The following is a 20,744-nucleotide window of genomic DNA, read 5'->3' as shown; positions in this document are numbered from 1 at the left end:
GCTCCCGGCGTGAAAGTTTCACCTCCGGGATCCCAAACGAACCTTTGCAAAGTTATCTTTGCAAAGCTATCTTTGTCATATGAGCGAATCTCCGGACACCTACCGTGTGAGCGATCCCCAGGCGCTGAAGGCCGTGGCGCATCCGCTGCGGGTGCGGTTGCTCGGCGCCCTCCGCCTCGACGGGCCGGCGACCGCCACCGAGCTGGCCGCCAGGTTCGGCGAGAGCTCCGGCTCCACGAGCTACCACCTGCGGCAGCTCGCCAGATACGGCTTCGTCGAGCAGGACCCCGAGCAGCGCGACGCGCGGGAGCGCCGCTGGCGGTCCGTCCACAGCTACACGTCGTGGAGCGAGCTGGAGCTGGGCGGCAGCCCTGAGGGCCGGGAGGCGGCCCGGTTCATGCGCAACCGGCAGATCGAGGTCCTGGTCAACGACCGCGAGCGGTTCGAGAGCGAGCGGGAGTCCTGGGGCCCGGCCTGGGTGGACGCGGCCGGCATGGCCGACGACATCGCCCGGCTCACCCCCGCGTCGGTCAAACTCCTGTACGAGCGCTTCTCGGCCCTGATCCGCGAGATGGAGGCGAACGACGCGGGTGGCCCCGACGTGCAGAGGGTCTCGCTGCACCTGGCGGCCTTCCCGACCAGGGGGTACGGCCGATGAGAGCTCCCCACCACGCGGGCCGGTCCGGTCGCGCCTCCAGCCCGCCGGACGACGCTTCCAGGGCGGCCGGCGCCACCGGATCCCTGCCTCGCCTCGATGCCCTCCCCTCGCCCGCCGCCGACGGCGGCGCCCGTGTCCTCGCCCCTCGTACGGCGCTGCGGCGCTACGGGCTCATCAGCTTCCTGACATGGTTTCCGCCGGGCCTGACGATGGCATCGATGATCTTGCTCATGACCTCGCGGGGCCTGGACCTCGCGCAGGTGGGGATGGTGATGTCCGTCCAAGCGATCGTCGTCGTGGCCCTTGAGCTCCCCACCGGCGGCCTCGCCGACGTCCTCGGGCGGCGGGTGCTTCTCGCCGTCTCCGCCCTCTTCAGCGTCGCCGGGCTGGCGCTGCTGGCCGTGGCCACCTCGGTCTGGCTGTTCATGGTGGCCTCGGTGCTCAAGGGGGTCGCCCGTGCGCTGTCCAGCGGGCCCGCCCAGGCTTGGTATGTCGACATGCTGCACGCCGCGCGGGGAGCGGAGGCGGATCTCAAGCCCGGCCTGGCCAGGGGAGAGGCCATGGGGTCGCTGTCGCTCTGCCTGGCCACGCTGACCGGCGGCTTCATGCCGCTCGTGCTGCCCGGTGGCCTGGTCACGCCGATGATCGCCGCGGCGGTCGCGGCGGCCGTGCTGTTCGTCGTCGTCCTCGTCGCCATGCCCGAGCCGCCCCGCCCGCGTCCCACGATCGGGTCGGTCATGCGTGACGTTCCGGTCACCATCGGGGCCGGACTCCGGCTGGGGCTCCGGGACCGGGCGCTCAGCCGGCTGCTCCTGGTGTCCTTCGCGATAGGGGCGGGGCTCTACTCGATCGAGGTGCTGACACCGGGGAGGCTCGCCTCGCTGACCGGAGGGGCGGAGTCCGCCAGCTCGGTGTACGCCCTGGTCGCCTCCGCCGGGTTCGCCGCCAGCGGTTTCGGGTCCTGGTCGGCCCCGTGGGTGGCGCGGCTGCTCAAAGGATCGGTCCCGGCGGCCGTGGCGGGCACGGGGGTCGGAGCCGCCGCGTTGGGGACCCTGGCGGCCACGACCGTGTTGACCGGAGTCTGGGGTGTGGCCGCCGCGGGCGCCTCCTACGTGGTGATGTTCGCGGCCATGGGGGTCGCCGGGCTGCTGCGCGTGGAGATGATGCACCGGAGGGTCGGCTCCTCGCAGCGTGCCACGCTGATGTCCGTCGACTCGCTGCAGCTGCAGTTCGGCGGGGTGGTCTTCTCGCTGGGCCTCGGGCTGCTGGCGTCCCGGGCCGGAACGGCCGCGGCCTGGTGGTCCGCCGCCGCCGTCGTGCTCGTGTCCGCCCTGCTCTACTTGCGGCTGCCGGCCGCTGGGACACCCCCCGAGTAGAACATCGTTCGGTGGCCGGGGCACAATCGTGGCGTCGAAGGCCGAAGGGAGCGCGGGCATGAGCGATCAGGGGGCGGGACCGGCCATGGGCGAGGCGACACCGGACGTGCGGGCCGCACAGGCACAGGCCAGGGCCGCGGACGGCAAGGCGGCCGAGCGCGGCAGGAGGGCCACGCCGGCGAGCGAGGAGCAACGGGACGCCTGGAAGAGCGGGGCCATGCCGAAGGTCGAGCAGGTGCGCCCGGGGCTGTGGTCGATCCCGGTGCCCATCCCGATCAACCCGCTGAGGTACGTCCTCGTCTACGCCCTGGAGCTGCCCGGCGGCGTGGCGATCATCGACGCGGGCTGGAACACCGAGGAGGCCTACACCGCCCTGGTCGACGGGCTGGCCGTGGCCGGATACGCGATCACCGACGTGCGAGCGGTGCTGGTGACCCACATCCACCCCGACCACTACGGCCTCGCGGGACGGGTGCGCGAGGCGTCGGGCGCGTGGATCGGCCTGCACCCGGCGGACGCGGCGCTGTTGCACGACCGCTACGACGAGTCGGCGATCGACGCGCTGGTCGCGCGCGAGCGGGCGCTGCTGTCCCGCTCGGGCGTGCCGCCGCTCACGCTGGACGAGCTGAGCGGGGCGTCGAAGATGATCCGGCACTACGTGACGATGGCCGCGCCCGACCGGCTGATCGAGGACGGCGCCACGCTGGACCTGCCCGGCTGGGACCTGCGGGCCGTCTGGACCCCCGGCCACTCGCCGGGGCACCTGTGTTTCGTGTCACCCTCGCGGCGGGTGCTGTTCTCCGGGGACCACGTGCTGGCGAGGATCACCCCGATCGTGGCCGTCCACCCGCAGTCGGCGCCCGACCCGCTGTCCGACTACCTCGACGCCCTGGCGGCCGTCAGGGACTTCGAGGTGGACGAGGTGCTGCCCGCCCACGAGTACCGCTTCCTGGAGCTGGCCGACCGGGTGGACTACGTCATGGCCCACCACGCCAAGCGGCTCGCGGAGATCGAGTCGGTGGTGGCGGGCGCGGACGGGGCCCACTGCTGGGACATCACGACCCGGCTGACCTGGTCGCGGCCCTGGGACACCATCCCGGCCTACATGCGGAGGGCCGCCACCAACGAGACCCTCGCCCACCTGGTCTACCTGGAGGCGCGGGGCCGGCTGCGCCGCGTGGCGGGGGAGCCCGACCTCTGGTATCCGGACATTTAGTATTTCAGGGAAAACCAGTAGGGAATATTGACATTACGGTTTGGTCTACGTAGGTTTTCGAGCATGAGCCAGATCCCCCTGACCAGGCGCGCGCACGTGGACTTCGGCCACGTCACCAGTGCGCAGTGTCGCCGCACGAGCTGACAACGGCAATCTCTGAGCACTCCTCGCATCGGCTCGACGCGGCCGGTGCCGTCGCGGGAACCGGGAGAAGAGTGGTGAGCGACAGATGAGTTTCGTCACGTTGGTGGGCAATCCGCGGGAAGGGTCACGTACGCGGACGGCGGCGGAGCACGCGGCCGGGCTGGTGGCAGAGCGCCTCGACTACCCAGGAAAGCGAGATGTGGTGGACCTGGCCGCCCTGGCCACGGTCCTGCTGGCCCCGAAGCCTCCGTCCGAGGTCCAGGAGGCCCTCCAGCTGGTCGCGGACGCGAAGGTCCTGCTGGTGGCCAGCCCCACGTACAAGGGCACCTACACCGGCCTGCTGAAGGTCTTCCTCGACCGGCTGCCGTCCCAGGCCCTGGCCGGGACCGTGGCGCTGCCCGTGCTGGTGATGGGCGACGCGCGGCACGCCCTGGCGGTCGAGACCCACCTGCGGCCGCTCCTCGTGGAGCTGGGCGCGAACGTACCGACCCCCGGCCTGGCGCTGCTCGAATCCGAGATCGCCGCTCCCGAGGAGGTGCTGGGCCGGTGGGCGGACCGGGTGGTGCCCCAGATCGTGCTGAGGGAAGGCGCGACGGTATGACCGAGACACTTTCCGAACGGGCCGTGGACAACGAGGGCTTCCGCCGGGCGCTCGCCGTGCACGCGGCCGGGGTGGTCGTGGTGACGGCGCAGACCGGCGGGGTGCCGGTCGGCCTGACCGCGACCTCCTTCTCCTCCGTCAGCCTCAACCCGCCCCTGGTCTCCTTCTACGTCGACCAGTCGTCCACGACCTGGCCCTGGCTGCGGCAGGCCGAGAGCTTCGCGGTCAACGTCCTCGCCAGCGACCAGGCCGACCTCGCGTCCAGGTTCGCGCGCAAGGGGGTCGACCGGTTCGCCGAGCCGACCAGGTGGGGGCCGGGCCCCGGCGGCGTGCCCCTGCTGAGCGGCGTGTCCGCCCATCTGGTCTGCGCGCCGCACACGACCGTCGAGATCGGCGACCACATCCTGGTCGTCGGCCTGGTGACGGGTACGGGGATAGACACGGCGGGCCGTCCCCTCCTGTACCACCAGGGCCGGTTCGGCCGCTTCACCCCGCACTCCTGACCCCTCCCCGCCGCGCGGTTGAACGCGATAGGAGAAACGCGCGTATCTCGGCACGAACGGAGCGCGGGTCTCCTCCGCGCTCCGGCCGGTTCCGCGCCGGACGCCGTCGCGGGGGAAGGGGAAGCCGATGCGCGGGAACCTCGCGGCCGTTGGCCTCGTCGCGGCGCTGGCCGTTCCCGGGGTCGCCGGGTGCGCCTCGGCCCCCGGGCGCGCCGTGCAGGTGGCCGCGACCTACGACATCCCGTACAACCTGACGGACGTGCTGTTCTCGCGGGAGATGATCCTGCACTACCGCCAGTCGATCACGCTGGCGCGGCTCGTCCCCGGACGGAGCCAGGACGGGTACGTGAAGGGCCTGGCGGAGAGGATCATCGGCGAGGAGACCCCCCAGATCGAGGTGATGGCGCGCTCGCTGAGGGCCTGGGAGTTCGCGGTGCCGGACGCGGACAACCCTCCCCAGCACCAGATGCCCGGGATGACGTCCCCGGCCCAGCTCCTGCTTCTGAAGGGCAAGTCGGGGCCGGAGTTCGACCGGCTCTGGCTGACGACGCTCGCCCGGCACGCCGACTACGGCGCCCGGCTCGCGGAGAAGGCGCGCGACGAGGGCAAGGACCGGGGGACCGTGGCCCTCGCGCGGCGGCTCGCCGCCGCCCAGAGGGCCCAGGTCGCCGAGATCGTCCAGCACCTCTCGTGACGCCCGCCCGTACGGACGCGCGGGCGCTCAGGCCAGGCGGGTGGCTCCGCGGCCCGTGGCGAGGGGGAGGTCGAGCAGGGTGCGGATGCCGGGCGGTGCCGCGCACACCGAGGCGATGGAGTTGACGGCGTGCGCCGCGGCGCCCGCCAGCCCGTGGGACACCTCGTCGATCGTGATCATCATCTGCGGCCGGCCCTCGATGTGGATGGCGAAGCCCGGCGCGGGCCACCGGTCCACCTTGGCGGCGTCGGCCTTGTAGACGCACTCCACCGTCATGAACGGCCTGCCCTTGATGAGCCCGGAGAAGATCCACCGCGAGGCGCAGACCGTGCCGGGCCGTACGACGCCCGCGGCGATCTCGAACTCCTCGGTCGCCAGCTCGTACTCGTCGGTCTCCTCGACCTCGTCCAGCCTGACGTCGAGCGCGCTCGCGACGAGCTGGACGCTCTCGGAGAACAGCGCCCGCTGGACGTTCCTGAACGGGCGCACGGCCACGGCGTAGTCCTTCGGGGCGCGGCCGAACCCGATGAGGTCCATGACGATCTGCCGCGAGGGATGGCCGAGGAAGTCGGACGACTCGCGGACGTAGATGTGGTCGAGCCGAGAGGACAGCCCGGTGAGGGTCAGCGGCAGCAGGTCGCTCATGAACCCCGGGTTGATCCCGGTGCCGTACACCGAGGTGCCGCCGGCCAGACAGGCGGCCTCCAGGCGATCGACCACCGCGGGGCCGTACACCTGCGGGTAGATGAAGCCCGTGGTGGTGATGACGTTCTTGCCGGCGGCCAGGAGCGCGCAGACCGTCTCCAGGTCGGCCGCGTAGTCGCCGCCGAAGTAGGCGGCGGGGAGCGGCATGTGCAGGACGCAGTCGGCCTCGGATGCGATGACGCCGTCGAAGTCGTCGACGCACAGGATGCCCGTCTCGGGCAGCCCGACCAGTGCCCCGGCGTCCAGCCCGACCTTGTCGGGGTCGTAGACGAGCACGGCGGAGAGCTCGAACTCGGGACGGGTGATGACGCTGCGGAGCGCATAGCTTCCGACGGCCCCCGTGGCCCACTGGACCACGCGGAGGGGCGGCTGTGCGGGCATGCGGGGCCTCCAGCCCGGATTCCGGGCGGGGCCGTGCAGAGATAGGGGTCGACGCTGACCCACGCCCATGCGAGGCGGAAACTATAGCAGAATACAACTCTCCTGATCACTATCCGCAACGTCACACGGCGTGTCCCCGAGCCGGGCCTGGGTGCGGAGGGCGCCGCGAGCTATTGTGTGATCACTAGAATCTTATTCTCCTCGAAGGGTGGGCGGCATGCCAGAACTCAGGTTCGACGGGAAGGTCGCGGTCGTCACCGGCGCCGGACAGGGGCTCGGCCGGTCGCACGCGCTCCTGCTCGCCGAGCGTGGCGCGAAGGTCGTCGTCAACGACGTCGGCGGGTCGCTCGACGGCACCGGAGCCTCCAGGGGGCCCGCGGCCGACGTCGTGGAGCTGATCGTCAAGAACGGCGGCGAGGCGGTGGCGGACGCGAACAATGTCGCGACGCCCGAGGGCGCCGAGGCGATCATCCAGGCCGCCCGCGACGCGTTCGGCCGCGTGGACATCCTGGTCAACAACGCCGGCATCCTGCGCGACAAGTCCTTCGGCAAGATGACCGTCGAGGAGTTCGACGCCGTGCTGGCCGTGCACGTCCGGGGGTCCTTCCTGGTCAGCCGCGCGGCGTTCCCGCACATGAAGGAGCAGCGCTACGGGCGCATCGTCAACACCTCCTCGCCCGCCGGGCTGTTCGGCAACTTCGGCCAGGCCAACTACTCCACGGCGAAGATGGGGCTGGTGGGCCTGACCAAGACCCTCGGCATCGAGGGCGCCCGCGCCGGCATCAAGGCCAACGCCATCGCGCCGATCGCGTGGACCCGGATGACCGAGGCCCTGCTCCCCGCGGAGTTCGAGGAGAGGTTCACCCCCGGCAGGGTGAGCCCGCTGGTCGCCTTCCTCGCGCACGAGAGCTGTGAGACCTCCGGCGAGGTCTTCAGCGTCGGCGCAGGGCGCGTCGCCCGCGTGTTCGTGGCCGAGGGGCCGGGGTGGCGCACCGACGACCTGACCATCGAGGCGATCCGCGACAACTGGGACGCCATCCTCACCGAGCAGCCCTACGTCCAGCCGACCACCCTCGGCGAGCAGGCCAGTGCCTCCATGAAGGCCATGCTCTGACCCCCTGACGGCCCTGTGGTCCCACCGGAGACCTTCCGGCGGAACACCCCCGTAACCGCATGATCATCGCAGCCCGGCGCGGCTCCGCGATGATCATGCGGTTCGCGTATGTGGGTGAGTTGCGTCACCGGCTTTCGTTTATAACGGCGAAAGTTATGAATTGTCATCTAAAAGGGCTTCCCGAATCAGCGGAAGTAAACTAGCTTCGGCCTCACATCACTCCGATCCCGGAGGCTCTGTGAAGCGCATGCCCGTACGGCCTGACAACGTCCACCAGGCGACCCTGCTGCGCCTGCTGCGAGACGGCGGCCGGTCGCGAGCGGAGCTCGGGGACGTCGTCGAGCTGTCCCGCTCGAAGCTCAACCTGGAGCTCGACCGCCTGATCGAGATGGGCCTGGTCGAACAGGCCGGGCTGGCCGCGTCCCGCGGAGGAAGACGGTCCGGCATGGTCCGGCTGTCGCCCCACATGAGGTTCGTCGGCATCGACATCGGCGCCACCTCGGTCGACGTCGCGGTCACCAACGGCGAGCTGGAGGTGCTCGGCCACGTCAGCGAGCCCTGCGACGTCCGCATCGGACCGGCCGCGGTCCTCGACCGGGCGATGGAACTCCTCGGCAAGCTGCGCGAGCAGGGCCTGTACGCCCAGCTCCACGGCGTCGGAATCGGAGTGCCCGGCCCTGTGAGCTTCCGGGAGGGCGTCCCCGTGGCGCCGCCCATAATGCCCGGCTGGGACCGCTACCCGATCAGGGAGGCGCTCAGCCAGGAGCTCGGCTGCCCCGCCATGGTCGACAACGACGTCAACCTCATGGCGCTGGGCGAGCTGCACGCCGGGCTCGCGAAGCAGGTCGACGACTTCCTGCTCATAAAGATCGGCACCGGCATCGGCTGCGGCATCGTGGTCGACGGCAAGATCTACCGGGGTGTCTCAGGCAGCGCCGGCGACATCGGCCACATGCGGGTCGACGACCAGGGGCCGACCTGCACCTGCGGCAACACCGGGTGCCTTGAGGCCTACTTCGGCGGCGCGGCGCTCGCCAGGGAGGCGGTCAGGATCGCGCCGCGGTCGGCGTACCTCTCCGAACGCCTCGCCTCGGCGGGAAGGCTCTCCGCCGAGGACGTGGCCGCCGCCGCGACGGTCGGCGACCCGGCCGCGATCCAGCTCATCCGCGACGGGGGCCGCCAGGCCGGACAGGTGCTCGCGAGCCTCGTCAGCTTCTTCAATCCGGGCCTAGTGATCGTCGCGGGAGGAGTGGCCCGTCTGGGCCATGTACTACTCGCGGAGATCAGGAGTGTCGTGTACCGGAGGTCGCTGCCCCTGGCGACCGGAAACCTCCCCATCGTGCTCTCCGAGTTGGGGGACACGGCGGGGGTCATCGGGGGCGCCAGGCTCATCAGCGACCACGTCTTCTCTGCTCCGTAACCAGTCAAACATCCGATCTTTTGCGGGCCTTTGAATCATGTTTGCATCGTTCCGTTGCCTACCTGCCTCACACCTCCGATCTATGAAACACTCATGATGGCTCCAGCCCCTCAGAACCCCCCTCTCGATCCACCTTCCGGAGGCCCTGTGAGCGACCTGCTGGTCATGCGCGGGATCGTCAAGCAGTTTCCCGGCGTCCGTGCCCTGGACGGCGTGGACCTCGACGTCCGCGCCGGCGAGGTCCACTGCCTGCTCGGGCAGAACGGCGCGGGCAAGTCGACCCTCATCAAGATCCTCGCCGGAGCCCACCAGCCGGACGAGGGCACCGTGACCTTCGGTGGCGAGGAGGTCCGCTTCGCCGGGCCCATCGCCGCCATCAAGTCGGGCATCTCGACCATCTACCAGGAGCTCGACCTGGTGGACGGCCTGTCGGTGGCCGAGAACATCTTCCTCGGCCACGAGCACGCCGCGTTCGGCTTCACCCGGCGCGGTGAGATGAACAAGGCCGCCGCGGAGCTGCTCGGCAGCCTCGGTCACGGCGAGATGCGCGCCACGACCGAGGTCGGGCGCCTCTCCGCGGCCGGGAAGCAGATCGTCAGCATGGCGCGGGCGCTGTCCCACAAGACGCGGCTGATCGTCATGGACGAGCCGTCCGCCGCCCTCGCGCACGACGAGGTCGGCAACCTGTTCCGGGTCATCAGGGACCTCACGGCACAGGGGGTCGCGGTCGTCTACATCTCCCACCGGCTGGAGGAGATCCGCGAGATCGGCGACCGCGTCACCGTGCTCAAGGACGGCAGGACCGCCGCCGTCGGGCTTCCCGCCCGCGAGACGCCGACGTCTCAGGTGGTGTCGCTGATGACCGGCAGGGACGTGGAGTACGTCTTCCCGCCGCGTCCTGCCCCCGGATCTCACGACAACCGTCCCGAGGTGCTGAAGGTCGAGGGCCTCACGCTCCCCGGCCGCTTCACCGACGTCTCTCTGACGGTGCGGGAAGGCGAGATCGTCGGGCTGGCGGGACTGGTCGGCTCAGGACGCTCGGAGATCGTCGAGACCGTCTACGGAGCACGCCGCGCCTCCTCGGGACAGATCGTGCTCGCGGGCGAGCCCGTGCCTCCCGGCAGCACCTCCAAGGCCGTACGGCTCGGCATGGGTCTCGCGCCCGAGGAGCGCAAGTCCCAGGCCCTGCTGATGAACGAGAGCGTCGCGCGCAACATCACGATCGCGGGCCTCAGCAAGTACGCCAGGTTCGGCTGGGTGGACCGCAAGGAGGAGAGCGCCTCGGCCGCCCGCCTGGCCGAGACGGTCGACATCCGGCCGGCCGATCCCCGCCGCCCGGTGCGAACCCTCTCGGGCGGCAACCAGCAGAAGGCCGTCTTCGCCCGATGGCTGGTCGAGGACCGCAAGCTCCTGCTCCTCGACGAGCCCACCCGGGGCGTCGACGTCGGCGCCCGGGCCGAGCTGTACGCCGTGATCCGGCGGCTCGCGGACGAGGGCGTGGGCGTGCTGCTGGTCTCCAGTGAGGTCCCCGAGGTCCTCGGCCTCGCAGACCGGGTCCTCGTGCTCCGCGAAGGCAAGGTCATCCACGAGTCGGACGCACGAGAACTCGACGAACCCCGGGTTCTAGACATGATCATGGAAGGGAGCGCGTTGTGACGGACGCACGCGCCTCGGGTGGCAGCACCCCGCAGAGCACCCAGCCGCCCGCCGACGAGCATCACCGGGTGGAGGAGCAGGCGCGAGCCGCCCAGCCCGCGCGGCCCAGTGTGCTGAGCAGGATCGGGCAGGAGCGCCACCTCGGCCTCGTCGTGGCGCTGATCCTCCTGGCCGTGGTGGGCCTGGTGACGAGCCCCGAGAACTTCGCCACCTCGTCGAACATGGTGAGCATCCTCGCGCTGGCCTCGACGATCGGCGTCATCACCGTCGGCATGACCTTCGTCATCATCGGCGGGGGCATCGACCTGTCGGTCGGCGCGGTCATGGCGCTCGCCTCGGTGTGGGCCACGACACTCGCCACCCAGGCGTACGGGCCGGTCGTGATGGCGATCTGCGCGATCGTGGTCGGCACGGGCGCCGGGCTGGTGAGCGGCTTCCTGATCTCCTACGGGAGGATGGTGCCGTTCATCGCCACGCTCGCCATGCTCGTGGCGGCGCGCGGGCTCGCGCAGCGCATGTCCGACCGCAGGACCCAGCTCGTCGGCCCGGACAACAGCGCCATCGTGGACCTCTCGACCACGCGCGTGTTCGGCCTGCCGCTGCTGGTCTACATCTTCGCGCTCGTGGTCGCGGTCGGATGGCTCGTGCTCAACCGCACGACCTTCGGCCGGCGCACCTACGCGGTCGGCGGCAACCCGGAGGCCGCCCGGCTCGCCGGAATCAACGTACGGCGTCACACGATGATGCTGTACGCGCTGTCCGGCCTGTGCTGCGGCATCGCCGCAGTGATCATCATGGCCCGCACCACCACGGGCTCCAGTACCCACGGCGACCTGTACGAACTGGACGCGATCGCCGCGGTCATCATCGGGGGAACCCTGCTCACCGGTGGCCGGGGAACCATCATCGGCTCGATACTCGGGCTGCTGATCTTCACGGTCATCACGAACCTGTTCATCCTCAACGGACTCAACACCAGTGACCAGCTCATAGCCAAGGGCCTGATCATCGTCATCGCCGTCCTCCTGCAGCGGCGAAGCCTCGAATCCCGAACGTAGGGCTCGACGGCACGGGACACAGCAAGGGCTTGACGGCACGTCCGGACGGCCGCGGGGGTTCCGCGGTCGCGTTCGCCGCGCCTAAAAGCCCACCAGTTCACGAAATTTCGTGAACTGGGAGCCCGTGCCGAGGCCCCGGTAACCCCCCGTACCAGAAGGAGAAAGTCACCATGAACAAGAGCGTCGGCCGGCGAGGATTCCTCGTCAGCGGAGCCGTCGTCGGCGCAGGGGCCCTCGTGAGCGCCTGCACCAGCAACGAGCCCGCGGCCGCCCCCAGCTCCGCCGCCCCGCAGGCCACCACGGCCGGCACGGACAACGACCAGCCGGGCACCAAGGTCGTCATCGGCTTCTCCGCCCCTGCGGCCGACCACGGCTGGATCGCGGCCATCGCCAAGAACGCCGAGTCGCAGGCCAAGCAGTACTCCGACGTGGAGTTCAAGCCGGTCGAGCCGACCAACGACATCAACCAGCAGATCTCGGCGGTCGAGTCGCTGATCGCGGCCAAGGTCAACGCCCTGGTGATCCTGCCGAACGACGGCGAGCAGCTCAACCAGGTCGCACGCAAGGCGATGGACGCCGGCATCCCGGTGATCAACCTCGATCGCGTCTTCCCCGAGAAGCTGTCGTACCGTACCTGGATCGGCGGCGACAACTACGGCCTCGGCGTGGCCGCGGGCACCTACATCGGCAAGACCCTGAAGGAGAAGGGCGTCTCCAACCCGGTGATCCTGGAGATCCAGGGCATCGCCACGCTGCCGCTGACGCAGGACCGGAGCAAGGGCTTCGCCGACGCCCTGAAGACCTTCGGCTTCACGGTCACCGCCCAGCAGGACGCCAAGTTCACCGTCGAGTCGGGCACGCAGGTGGCCAGCAACCTGCTCCAGGCGCACAAGAAGATCGACGCGATCTGGAACCACGACGACGACCAGGGCATCGGTGTGCTCGCCGCCATCAAGGAGGCGAACCGCAGCGAGTTCTTCATGGTGGGAGGCGCCGGATCGGCCAACGCCATGCGCGACATCCAGGCCGACAACGGCGTGCTGAAGGCCACGGTGACCTACAGCCCGACCATGGCGTCCTCGGCGATCAAGCTCGCGAGGCTCATCGCCCAGGGCAAGGGCCTGAGCGACCTCGTCGAGAACACCGTGCCGCAGTCGATCACCCTGGCATCGGAGACCATCACCAAGGAGAACGCGCAGAAGTATCTGCCGCTCGGGTTCGAATCCTAATTCGGGGGTTATTTCGTGAGTGACAACAGGCCGGCGCTCGGGGTCGGCATGGTCGGGTACGCGTTCATGGGACGTGTGCACTCCCAGGCGTGGCGCAGCGTCGGAGCGTTCTTCGACCTGCCGGTCGCGCCGGTCATGGCGGTTCTGTCCGGCAGGTCGAAGGACCGTACGGCCGCCGCCGCCGCCGACCTGGGCTGGGCGGCAGTCGAGAACGACTGGAAGGAACTGATCAAGCGGGACGACGTGGACATCGTGGATGTCTGCACGCCCGGCGACTTACACGCCGAGATCGCGATCGCCGCGCTCGAGGCGGGCAAGCACGTCCTGTGCGAGAAGCCGCTGGCCAACACCGTCGCCGAGGCCGAGGCGATGGTCGCGGCGGCGGAGCGGGCCGCCGAGCGCGGCGTGCGCAGCATGGTGGCCTTCAACTACCGGCGGGTCCCGGCCGTCGCGCTCGCGCGGCAGTTCGTGGCCGAGGGACGGCTGGGGGAGCTGCGCCACGTCCGCGCGCAGTACCTCCAGGACTGGATCGTGGATCCGGAGTTCCCGCTGGTCTGGCGGCTGCAGAAGGACAAGGCGGGCTCGGGCGCGCTCGGCGACATCGGTTCCCACATCGTCGACACCGCCCAGTTCATCACCGGTCAGCGGCTGACCGGGGTGTCGGCCCTCACCGAGACCTTCATCAACGACCGCCCGCTGGCCGACGAGTCCGCCGGGCTCGCGGCGGGCGCGTCGGAGGACGCGGACTCGACGGGCACCGTCACCGTCGACGACGCGGCGGTGTTCATCGGCAGGCTTACCGGAGGCGCGCTCGCGTCGTTCGAGGCGACCCGCTTCGCCACCGGGCGCAAGAACGCCATGCGCATCGAGGTCAACGGCTCCCTCGGCAGCCTGTCCTTCGACTTCGAGTCGATGAACGAGCTGTGGTTCCACGACCACACCCTTCCCGCCGAGGAGGCCGGCTTCCGGCGCATCCTCGTCACGGAAGGGGGGCACCCGTACGCCGGGGCCTGGTGGCCGCCGGGGCACGGGCTCGGGTACGAGCACACGTTCAGCCACGAGGTGAAGGACTTCCTGGAGGCGATCGGCTCGGGCACGAACCCCGCCCCGTCGTTCGCCGACGGCCTGCGGGTGCAGCAGGTGCTCGCGGCCGTCGAGCGGAGCGCGGCCAACGAGAGCCGCTGGACGCCGATCCCGTAGAGGGTTCTCGGGGAACCGGGCCCCGGGAAGTGTTGCCTTCCCCGGGCCCAGGTCTCCAGGATCCCTGATAAGCGAACCCTGCAACCGCTTGTAAGCACGAAGGAGAGCGCGGACATGACGCGACCGATCACCTTGTTCACCGGCCAGTGGGCTGACCTTCCCTTCGAGGAGGTGTGCCGCCTGGCCGGCGAGTGGGGATACGACGGCCTGGAGATCGCCTGCTGGGGTGACCACTTCGAGGTCGACAAGGCGCTGTCGGACGAGTCCTACATCCCCCGCAAGCTGGAGATCCTGGACAAGCACGGGCTGAAGGTCTGGACGATCTCCAACCACCTCGTCGGGCAGGCCGTCTGCGACAGCCCGATCGACGAGCGCCACAAGGGCATCCTCCCGGCGCGCATCTGGGGCTCGGGAGACCCCGAGCAGGTGCGCCAGGCCGCGGCGGAGGAGATGAAGGACACCGCCCGCGCGGCGGCGAAGCTCGGCGTGAACACGGTGGTCGGCTTCACCGGCTCGTCCATCTGGCACACCGTCGCGATGTTCCCCCCGGTGCCGCCGTCGATGATCGACGCCGGCTACCAGGACTTCGCCGACCGCTGGAACCCCATCCTGGACGTGTTCGACGAGGTCGGCGTGCGCTTCGCCCACGAGGTGCACCCGAGCGAGATCGCGTACGACTACCACACCACCGTGCGGACGCTCGAAGCCATCGGGCACCGTCCGGCCTTCGGCCTGAACTGGGACCCCTCGCACATGGTCTGGCAGGAGATCGACCCGGTGGGGTTCATCCTGGACTTCGCCGACCGCGTCTACCACGTCGACTGCAAGGACGCCAAGGTGCGCTCGGGCGACGGGCGCCGGGGCCGGCTGTCGTCGCACCTGCCCTGGGCGGACCTGCGCCGTGGCTGGGACTTCGTCTCCACCGGCCGGGGTGACGTGCCCTGGGAGGACTGCTTCCGCGCCCTGAACTCCATCGGGTACGAGGGTCCGATCTCGGTCGAGTGGGAGGACGCCGGCATGGACCGCCTCGCCGGAGCCCCCGAGGCCCTGACCTTCGTCAAGGGCCTCAACGCGATCACGCCCCCCACCGCGTCCTTCGACGCCGCCTTCTCCTCCGACTGACGTGCTACGGTTCGCGCCGACGACGGTCACGTCTGATGGCGCTGATCATCTCCATGCCGCGACAACGTCGTCGGGTCCCCACACCAGGTCGGCGTCCAGACCGGGCGTCACTCCCGACAAGGAGACCACGACGAGTCCACCTGAGTCGAAACCGGGGACCTGGACGGCGGTGTCGCGGAGCTTGGCGAGGTCGTGATCGTCGAACGCCGTGCCGAGCCATTTGATCGAACCGGCGAAGCCGACCCGGCGTGCGATAGGTGACCGGTCCGCGCCTACCAGGTCGACCTCGGGGTCGAACCGGCGGTTCCACCATCCGCCCACCGTCTCCACGTCGTCCCAGGGCAGGCGGCCGGCCACCGCGGCCATCGTCAGCGCCTCCCGTACCACCGGTTCGACAGCGCGGCCGCGCAGTGAGGACCACCGGCGCTCGACGAGGCGGATGGCGGCCTCGGGCTGACCGCGCCGCGACCTTTCGGCCGCGGCGCGGAAGGCTCCGAGGTACAGGCGGAGGTTGTGATCGGCGACACGATAGAGGGCTGGTTTTCCAGGCCGGGTCGACAGCGGCTCATCGACGGCCAGCACCCGTTTCTCTTCCGACAGGCGGCGCAGAAGAGGCGAAAGAGAGCCGGACGACAGGGCGCCTTGGCGTCCTCCGGCCGTCGCCGCGATGTTCGTCTGGGTCCTGTCTCCGCTCCCGACCGCCTCCAGCACGCGACGGGCCTGGTCCGGCGTGGGAAACTCGGCGAGTAGGGCGGATTCGGGCACGTTGAACAGCGGGGAAGCGGGGTCGGCGCATTCCTGACGGATGAAGTCCAGGGCAGGAGTGCCGGTCGGCCAGATGCGGAGTATTCCCGGCAGACCTCCGCACGTCAGGTAGGCGTCGATGGCGTCACCGCCGCTCAGGCCAAGCGCGTCGGCGGTCTCAGCGGGATTCAACGGTCCCAATACCATGGCGTCGGCCCGGCCGAAGAACGGCCGATCGTAGGCAGTGAAACGCTCCATCATGTGGAGATCGCTACCAAGTAGTAGCAACAGGACCGGCTTGGTGGACAACAGCCTGTCCCACGCCGTCTGCAGTGCGCCATCGAACAACTCATCCTGCTCGGCCAGCCACGGTAGCTCGTCGACGACCACGATCGACGGCCCGGAGGGCAGCGCGGATGACAGGACCCGGAATGCGTCCGGCCAGCTTCCCGTGCTCGCCTGCGCGACAGACTCCGGATGGGAAGGTAGCGGGGACTCCCTCAGTTCGGAGCAGAAGGCCTCCACTGACTCCACCGGGGACATGCCTTTGGTGGCGGTGAAGAAGAAGTAGGGCATCTGGGCGCGGTTACAGAACTCCTGGACCAGCCGCGACTTTCCCACCTGGCGGCGACCGCGGATCGTGACCGCCGCGCCGCTCCCGCTTGACCGGACTCGTTCCAGCCGCTTGGTGAGAGCGCCAAGCTCAGACGTGCGACCTACGAATCCCGCTCCGGCCATGCCCCTCCTATGTAGATGAAATCTACGTAGATGCAGTCTACATAGGAGGGCGATGCCGGGCCCGCGACCTCCCGGTCAGTCGAAGACGACGATCTGGCGGAGGACCTCGCCGCTCTTGAGGGCCGCGACGGCGTCGTTGAGGTCGCCGAGCCTGATGCGCGAGCTGATCATGCTCTCCAGGTCGAGCTTGCCGGCCTTCCACAGGCCGGCGAAGAACGGGAAGTCACGGCGCACGTCGCTGCCCCCGTACAGCGAGCTGAGGAGGTTCTTGCCCTCGAACAGCAGGCTGAAGGCCGACAGGGGCACGATGTCGTCCATGGCGCCCGCGCCGACCACGATGACGTCGCCGCCCCGGCGGGTGGCCTGCCAGGCCGACATGATGGACGCCGACTTGCCGACCACCTCGAAGCCGTAGTCGAACCCCTGGCCGCCGGTCAGGGACCCGATCACCTCCATGAGCCGGTCGGGGGTGCAGGCGTCCGTGGCGCCGACCTTCTTGGCGAGCGCGTGCTTGGACTCCAGCGGGTCGACCGCGAGGATCGTCGTGGCCCCGGACACCCGGGCCCCCTGGATGACCGACAGACCCACGCCGCCACAGCCGATCACGGCGACGGTGGAGCCCGGCCTGACCTTCGCGGTGTTGATCGCGGCCCCCACGCCCGTGGTGATGCCGCAGCCGATCAGCGCCGCGACCTCGTACGGGACCTCGGGGTCTACCTTGATCGCGCCCTGCCACGGGACCACGATCTCCTCTGCCCAGGTGCCGCAGCCGGCCATGCCGAACGCGGGGGTCTCGCCGCCGAAGCGGAACCTCGCCAGGGAGAAGCTCTCCATGACGTAGGTCATGCAGAGGAACGGCTGGCCGACGACGCAGTTCGGGCACGAACCGCAGGCCGGGGTCCAGTTGATGATGACGTGGTCGCCCGGCTGGACGGAGGTGACGTGGTCGCCCACCTCCACGACCTCGCCCGCGCCCTCGTGCCCGGGGATCACCGGCAGAGGCATGGGCAGCACGCCCGACAGCACCGACAGGTCCGAGTGGCAGACGCCGGTCGCCTTGATCTTCACGCGCACGTCCGTCGGGCCCACCGGGGCGAGGGTGAAGTCGTCGCGGATGTCGAGCTTGTCGTCGCCGACGGCGTGCAGTAGCGCGGCTCGCATTGAGGGGACCTCCTTGGGGGACGCCTAGTCTCCCTGGAGGGAGAGGGCGGCTTTCGGGCAGGAACGGACCGCGTGGCGCACGCGGTCGAGCATCTCCGGCGGGGGCTCGGGAAGCAGGACGTTCAGGTTGTCGTCGTCGTCCACTTCGAAGACCTCGGGTGCCAGGCCCATGCAGACGGCGTTGGCCTCGCAGACGTCGTAGTCGACTTTGATTCTCATCGGAGCCCTTCTCGCGTTCGTATGGCTTAAGGCGAGACTAGGCCGAAGCGGGGGTGGTGAGCTTGCGGTGGTCCCACGAGACCACGCGTGTCGGCTCGACGAGATAGGCGACGCGCTTGCGGCCGGTGTGCTCGACGTACCCGCGAAGCTCGTCGGAGGCCTCGTCCTCACCGGCTCCCGTCATCCGCCTGGTGATGTTCATGCCGATGTCCAGCACGGCGTCCGGGGCGTCGATCAGCCGCGCGGTGCCGTAGACCAGGACGCCTCTCAGGTCGAAGTAGTCGTCCCCGGCCTCGACGAGGCAGGTCACCCGAGGGTCGCGCCCGATGTTCAGGGTCTTCTGGGCCTTGCCGTAGGTCCAGAACGCGATCTGGCCGTCGACCAGGCCGTAGAACATCGTCACCATGTGCGGTGTTCCGTCCGGGTTGATCGTGCCCAGTTGGAGCTTGCGAGACTCCCGCAGGAACGCCGTCACCTCGTCGTCGGACATCACTATGCGAGCACGCTGGTTCACGCTGCAAAGTAGAACACGTTCCACCAGGTGGGGCAAGGGCGGTGTGGAATATTGTTCGGCTCGCTTCGATCAAGAAGGGGGCACGGTTCCCGCGCCCCGAGCGTTGATGGGTAGGGTGCACCAGCATGTCCTACACAGGGGATAAATCATGACTCATGGGTCCTTGCCGGCCGACCTGCGCCATGCGGCCGAGCGCGCGAAGGGGTTCATGCCGTCGAACGAAGGGCTTGCGCTGTTCGGCATCGCCCGCGCGTACGGCTCGCTCGGCCCCATCTGCGAGATCGGCACCTACTGCGGCAAGTCGGCGATCTACCTCGGGGCCGCCGCCCGCGAGACCGGGTCGGTCGTCTTCACCGTGGACCACCACCGGGGCTCCGAGGAGATCCAGCCCGGCTGGGCCCACCACGACCCCACGCTGATGGACCCGCGCTTCGGCAAGATGGACTCGCTGCCGTTCTTCCGCGCGGCCATCGCCTCGGCCGGGCTGGAGGACAACGTGATCGCGATCGTGGGGCGCTCAGAGACGGTGGCCCGCCACTGGAGGACCCCCCTCGCGATGCTCTTCATCGACGGAGGCCACTCCGAGGAGCCCGTCACCAAGGACTACGAGGGGTGGGCGCCGCACCTCATGCCGGGCGGCGCGCTGGTCTTCCACGACATCTACCCCGATCCCGCCACGGGCGGCCAGGCCCCCTACCGCGTCTTCCAGCGCGCCCTCTCCTCGGGCGACTACAAGGAGATCAGCACCGAGGGCTCCCTCCGCGTCCTGGAGCGCGTCGCTCCCGTCGCCTAGACGGCGACGGGGCCCCGGTGGCGGCCGGGGGCCCCTCGCGCTTCTGGGGTAGGGCTGATCAAGGGGGGGTGCTACCCCAGAAGTCCTTCGCGGGTCAGCCGGCGGCCTGGAAGGCTCGGCCCGCCGGGGTGGCGACCCCGTTGCCGTGGAACAGGCCGCTGCTGGGCTCGGTGTCCGAGGCGGGCAGGCCGAACCACGCGTAGCGCTGGATGTAAGACAGGGAGCCCAGCATCTTGGTGGAGGCGGTGACGAAGTCCGCCTGCTGGGTGTCGCTGGGGAAGCGGGTGCCCTTCGAGAAGTCGATCAGGGCGTACTCGGTCAGCCAGATCGGCTTGTGGTAGCGGTCGTACACGGCCTGCAGGTAGGACTTGAGCTGGCCGACCGCGGCGTCGGTGCGGAAGTCGCCGCCGTACCAGTGCAGCGTGATGAAGTCCACGCGGTAGCCGCGAGAGGCCGCACCCGACATGAACCTGTCGAGCCAGCCGCCCGGGGTGTTCCCGCCGTAGGCGACGGCGGGGCTGCCGAGCACCTTGCCGGTCTCCATGAGCTTGGGCCACAGGGACAGGGCCTTGTCCACGGTCATGTTGGACTGCGCGGCCATGTCCGGCTCGTTGAAGCCGAGCAGGTACGGGCCGGCGCTCTTCGCCTGGGCCAGGTTGGCGTCGGTGACGCTGGCGGCTCCCCAGATCATCGGCACGAACTCCGCCGACTTGGGGGTGGTGACGCCGTTGTGGTTCGTGGACCACGTGTAGTACCAGCTAGCGCCGGAGGCGGCGAGCGCCGCGCTGACGCCGGGCGCCTGCCACACGCCGACGCCCTTCTTCGCGGAGGTCTCCACGGGCTTGGCCGGGGTGCCGCTCGGCGCGGGCTTGGTCGGACTGGCGCTGGGCGCGGGCTTGGTGGGGCCCGAACTCGGTACCGGCCTGGTGGGGGTGGCGCTGGGCGCGGGGGTGACCGAGCCGCTGCCGAAGACCTGGAACTCCCACAGCGAGACGCCGTACTGGCTGGACCGCTTGGTGGCGTAGAGCCGCACATACCGTCCGGTGGTGGACACGTTGAGGGTCTGCAGGCCGCCCTTGCCCGCGGTCGTGGACAGGATCGTCGTCCAGTTGCCGCCGCCGGGGGACGTCTGGATCTGGAACGCGGTGGCGTAGGCGCGCTCCCAGTTCAGCACGATCTTCTTGATCGCGGTGGACCTGCCCAGGTCGACCTGCAGCCACTGCGGGTCGCTGAACTTACTGGACCAGCGAGTGTCGCTCCTGCCGTCGACCGCGGCCGAGGGCGACAGGTCACCGCGCTCCGATGAGGAGGCGACGACCGCCCGGCCCTGCGAGAGGGGGGCCTCGGCCGCGCCTGCGCCGCTCACCATGGAGGCGCCGAGGACGGCCGCGAGGGCGCCTACGAGCGCGACGCGGCGGACGTGCCCCCTGGCTCTGCGGCCTCGTACGGTGCCACGCGGAACAGTCTCACTCATGATGGATGAGATCCTTCGTCGGGA

Annotated in this window: 20 protein-coding genes; 14 read left to right on the top strand and 6 right to left on the bottom strand. The window is 69.8% G+C overall.

Annotated elements, in window-relative coordinates; translation table 11 throughout:
- Positions 1 to 79: 79 nt before the first annotated feature.
- From OG589_RS30630 to OG589_RS30605, 6 genes are all read left to right on the top strand, one after another.
- Positions 80 to 658 carry an ArsR/SmtB family transcription factor gene (locus OG589_RS30630; RefSeq protein ID WP_405141377.1) on the top strand — a complete coding sequence of 193 codons (579 nt, stop codon included), beginning with the start codon at positions 80 to 82 and terminating at the stop codon, positions 656 to 658.
- Positions 655 to 2,034: an MFS transporter gene (locus OG589_RS30625; protein WP_405141376.1), complete on the top strand. Its 1,380-nt coding sequence runs from the start codon at positions 655 to 657 to the stop codon at positions 2,032 to 2,034. The genes OG589_RS30630 and OG589_RS30625 overlap by 4 nt, the downstream gene beginning before the upstream one ends.
- Before the next feature lie 58 nt (positions 2,035 to 2,092).
- Positions 2,093 to 3,250, top strand: coding sequence for an MBL fold metallo-hydrolase (locus tag OG589_RS30620; RefSeq protein WP_405141375.1), 1,158 nt, complete (start codon positions 2,093 to 2,095; stop codon positions 3,248 to 3,250).
- A gap of 229 nt (positions 3,251 to 3,479) precedes the next feature.
- Entirely contained in the window at positions 3,480 to 3,995 is a 516-nt protein-coding gene (locus OG589_RS30615) for an NADPH-dependent FMN reductase (RefSeq protein WP_405141374.1), read from the top strand.
- Positions 3,992 to 4,498 (top strand): flavin reductase family protein, encoded by a 507-nt coding sequence (locus OG589_RS30610; protein ID WP_405141373.1) that lies wholly within the window; start codon positions 3,992 to 3,994, stop codon positions 4,496 to 4,498. Before OG589_RS30615 ends, OG589_RS30610 begins: the two co-directional genes overlap by 4 nt.
- Positions 4,499 to 4,625: 127 nt before the next feature.
- Complete coding sequence (locus tag OG589_RS30605) at positions 4,626 to 5,192, top strand: DUF305 domain-containing protein (protein ID WP_405141372.1); 567 nt, start codon at positions 4,626 to 4,628, stop codon at positions 5,190 to 5,192.
- Between the two features lie 27 nt (positions 5,193 to 5,219).
- Here OG589_RS30605 and OG589_RS30600 read toward each other — a convergent pair whose 3' ends face one another.
- Positions 5,220 to 6,278: a dihydrodipicolinate reductase gene (locus OG589_RS30600; protein WP_405141370.1), complete on the bottom strand. Its 1,059-nt coding sequence runs from the start codon at positions 6,276 to 6,278 to the stop codon at positions 5,220 to 5,222.
- 217 nt (positions 6,279 to 6,495) lie between these two features.
- Between OG589_RS30600 and OG589_RS30595 the strand changes: the two genes are divergently transcribed.
- From OG589_RS30595 to OG589_RS30565, 7 genes are all read left to right on the top strand, one after another.
- A complete protein-coding gene (locus OG589_RS30595) occupies positions 6,496 to 7,392 on the top strand; it encodes an SDR family oxidoreductase (RefSeq protein WP_405141369.1) in 897 nt (298 codons plus the stop codon).
- 247 nt (positions 7,393 to 7,639) lie between these two features.
- Positions 7,640 to 8,812 (top strand): ROK family protein, encoded by a 1,173-nt coding sequence (locus OG589_RS30590; protein ID WP_405152162.1) that lies wholly within the window; start codon positions 7,640 to 7,642, stop codon positions 8,810 to 8,812.
- Between the two features lie 147 nt (positions 8,813 to 8,959).
- Positions 8,960 to 10,468, top strand: coding sequence for a sugar ABC transporter ATP-binding protein (locus OG589_RS30585; protein WP_405141368.1), 1,509 nt, complete (start codon positions 8,960 to 8,962; stop codon positions 10,466 to 10,468).
- On the top strand, positions 10,465 to 11,526 hold the full coding sequence (locus tag OG589_RS30580; protein WP_405141367.1) for an ABC transporter permease: 1,062 nt from the start codon (positions 10,465 to 10,467) through the stop codon (positions 11,524 to 11,526). The genes OG589_RS30585 and OG589_RS30580 overlap by 4 nt, the downstream gene beginning before the upstream one ends.
- 170 nt (positions 11,527 to 11,696) lie before the next feature.
- On the top strand, positions 11,697 to 12,755 hold the full coding sequence (locus OG589_RS30575; RefSeq protein ID WP_405141256.1) for an ABC transporter substrate-binding protein: 1,059 nt from the start codon (positions 11,697 to 11,699) through the stop codon (positions 12,753 to 12,755).
- Positions 12,756 to 12,770: 15 nt separating this feature from the next.
- Positions 12,771 to 13,955, top strand: coding sequence for a Gfo/Idh/MocA family protein (locus OG589_RS30570; protein ID WP_405141365.1), 1,185 nt, complete (start codon positions 12,771 to 12,773; stop codon positions 13,953 to 13,955).
- Positions 13,956 to 14,069: 114 nt separating this feature from the next.
- Positions 14,070 to 15,077: a sugar phosphate isomerase/epimerase family protein gene (locus tag OG589_RS30565; protein ID WP_405141363.1), complete on the top strand. Its 1,008-nt coding sequence runs from the start codon at positions 14,070 to 14,072 to the stop codon at positions 15,075 to 15,077.
- 45 nt (positions 15,078 to 15,122) lie between these two features.
- Here OG589_RS30565 and OG589_RS30560 read toward each other — a convergent pair whose 3' ends face one another.
- The 4 genes from OG589_RS30560 to OG589_RS30545 form a co-directional block, all read right to left on the bottom strand.
- Positions 15,123 to 16,559 (bottom strand): ATP-binding protein, encoded by a 1,437-nt coding sequence (locus OG589_RS30560; protein WP_405141361.1) that lies wholly within the window; start codon positions 16,557 to 16,559, stop codon positions 15,123 to 15,125.
- Between the two features lie 75 nt (positions 16,560 to 16,634).
- The gene (locus OG589_RS30555; protein WP_405141360.1) at positions 16,635 to 17,720 is read right to left on the bottom strand and encodes a Zn-dependent alcohol dehydrogenase; all 1,086 of its coding nucleotides are present in this window, start codon (positions 17,718 to 17,720) and stop codon (positions 16,635 to 16,637) included.
- A 24-nt stretch (positions 17,721 to 17,744) separates the two neighbouring features.
- Positions 17,745 to 17,939, bottom strand: a complete 195-nt coding sequence (locus OG589_RS30550; RefSeq protein WP_405141359.1) for a ferredoxin — start codon at positions 17,937 to 17,939, stop codon at positions 17,745 to 17,747.
- 37 nt (positions 17,940 to 17,976) lie between these two features.
- The gene (locus OG589_RS30545) at positions 17,977 to 18,453 is read right to left on the bottom strand and encodes a pyridoxamine 5'-phosphate oxidase family protein (protein ID WP_405141357.1); all 477 of its coding nucleotides are present in this window, start codon (positions 18,451 to 18,453) and stop codon (positions 17,977 to 17,979) included.
- 148 nt (positions 18,454 to 18,601) lie between these two features.
- Between OG589_RS30545 and OG589_RS30540 the strand changes: the two genes are divergently transcribed.
- Complete coding sequence (locus OG589_RS30540) at positions 18,602 to 19,246, top strand: class I SAM-dependent methyltransferase (RefSeq protein WP_405141355.1); 645 nt, start codon at positions 18,602 to 18,604, stop codon at positions 19,244 to 19,246.
- A gap of 94 nt (positions 19,247 to 19,340) precedes the next feature.
- On the opposite strand, the gene OG589_RS30535 is transcribed toward OG589_RS30540, so the two are convergent.
- Positions 19,341 to 20,720, bottom strand: coding sequence for a glycosyl hydrolase (locus OG589_RS30535; protein WP_405141353.1), 1,380 nt, complete (start codon positions 20,718 to 20,720; stop codon positions 19,341 to 19,343).
- Positions 20,721 to 20,744 lie beyond the last annotated feature (24 nt).

It is taken from the genome of Sphaerisporangium sp. NBC_01403, from assembly GCF_045040145.1.
In the GTDB taxonomy this organism is placed as follows: Bacteria; Actinomycetota; Actinomycetes; order Streptosporangiales; family Streptosporangiaceae; genus Sphaerisporangium; species Sphaerisporangium viridialbum.
Note: the sequence above shows the minus strand (reverse complement) of the source record. Positions and strands in the feature narration are given on the sequence as shown.

What these genes read in the sequence shown, in the direction of transcription:
- OG589_RS30555 (WP_405141360.1), bottom strand. Translation starts at nt 17,720, where the DNA reads ATGCGAGCCGCGCTACTGCACGCCGTCGGCGACGACAAGCTCGACATC.
- OG589_RS30610 (WP_405141373.1), top strand. Translation starts at nt 3,992, where the DNA reads ATGACCGAGACACTTTCCGAACGGGCCGTGGACAACGAGGGCTTCCGC.
- OG589_RS30615 (WP_405141374.1), top strand. Translation starts at nt 3,480, where the DNA reads ATGAGTTTCGTCACGTTGGTGGGCAATCCGCGGGAAGGGTCACGTACG.
- OG589_RS30560 (WP_405141361.1), bottom strand. Translation starts at nt 16,559, where the DNA reads ATGGCCGGAGCGGGATTCGTAGGTCGCACGTCTGAGCTTGGCGCTCTC.
- OG589_RS30600 (WP_405141370.1), bottom strand. Translation starts at nt 6,278, where the DNA reads ATGCCCGCACAGCCGCCCCTCCGCGTGGTCCAGTGGGCCACGGGGGCC.
- OG589_RS30625 (WP_405141376.1), top strand. Translation starts at nt 655, where the DNA reads ATGAGAGCTCCCCACCACGCGGGCCGGTCCGGTCGCGCCTCCAGCCCG.
- OG589_RS30620 (WP_405141375.1), top strand. Translation starts at nt 2,093, where the DNA reads ATGAGCGATCAGGGGGCGGGACCGGCCATGGGCGAGGCGACACCGGAC.
- OG589_RS30605 (WP_405141372.1), top strand. Translation starts at nt 4,626, where the DNA reads ATGCGCGGGAACCTCGCGGCCGTTGGCCTCGTCGCGGCGCTGGCCGTT.
- OG589_RS30595 (WP_405141369.1), top strand. Translation starts at nt 6,496, where the DNA reads ATGCCAGAACTCAGGTTCGACGGGAAGGTCGCGGTCGTCACCGGCGCC.
- OG589_RS30575 (WP_405141256.1), top strand. Translation starts at nt 11,697, where the DNA reads ATGAACAAGAGCGTCGGCCGGCGAGGATTCCTCGTCAGCGGAGCCGTC.
- OG589_RS30565 (WP_405141363.1), top strand. Translation starts at nt 14,070, where the DNA reads ATGACGCGACCGATCACCTTGTTCACCGGCCAGTGGGCTGACCTTCCC.
- OG589_RS30535 (WP_405141353.1), bottom strand. Translation starts at nt 20,720, where the DNA reads ATGAGTGAGACTGTTCCGCGTGGCACCGTACGAGGCCGCAGAGCCAGG.
- OG589_RS30630 (WP_405141377.1), top strand. Translation starts at nt 80, where the DNA reads ATGAGCGAATCTCCGGACACCTACCGTGTGAGCGATCCCCAGGCGCTG.
- OG589_RS30590 (WP_405152162.1), top strand. Translation starts at nt 7,640, where the DNA reads ATGCCCGTACGGCCTGACAACGTCCACCAGGCGACCCTGCTGCGCCTG.
- OG589_RS30550 (WP_405141359.1), bottom strand. Translation starts at nt 17,939, where the DNA reads ATGAGAATCAAAGTCGACTACGACGTCTGCGAGGCCAACGCCGTCTGC.
- OG589_RS30540 (WP_405141355.1), top strand. Translation starts at nt 18,602, where the DNA reads ATGACTCATGGGTCCTTGCCGGCCGACCTGCGCCATGCGGCCGAGCGC.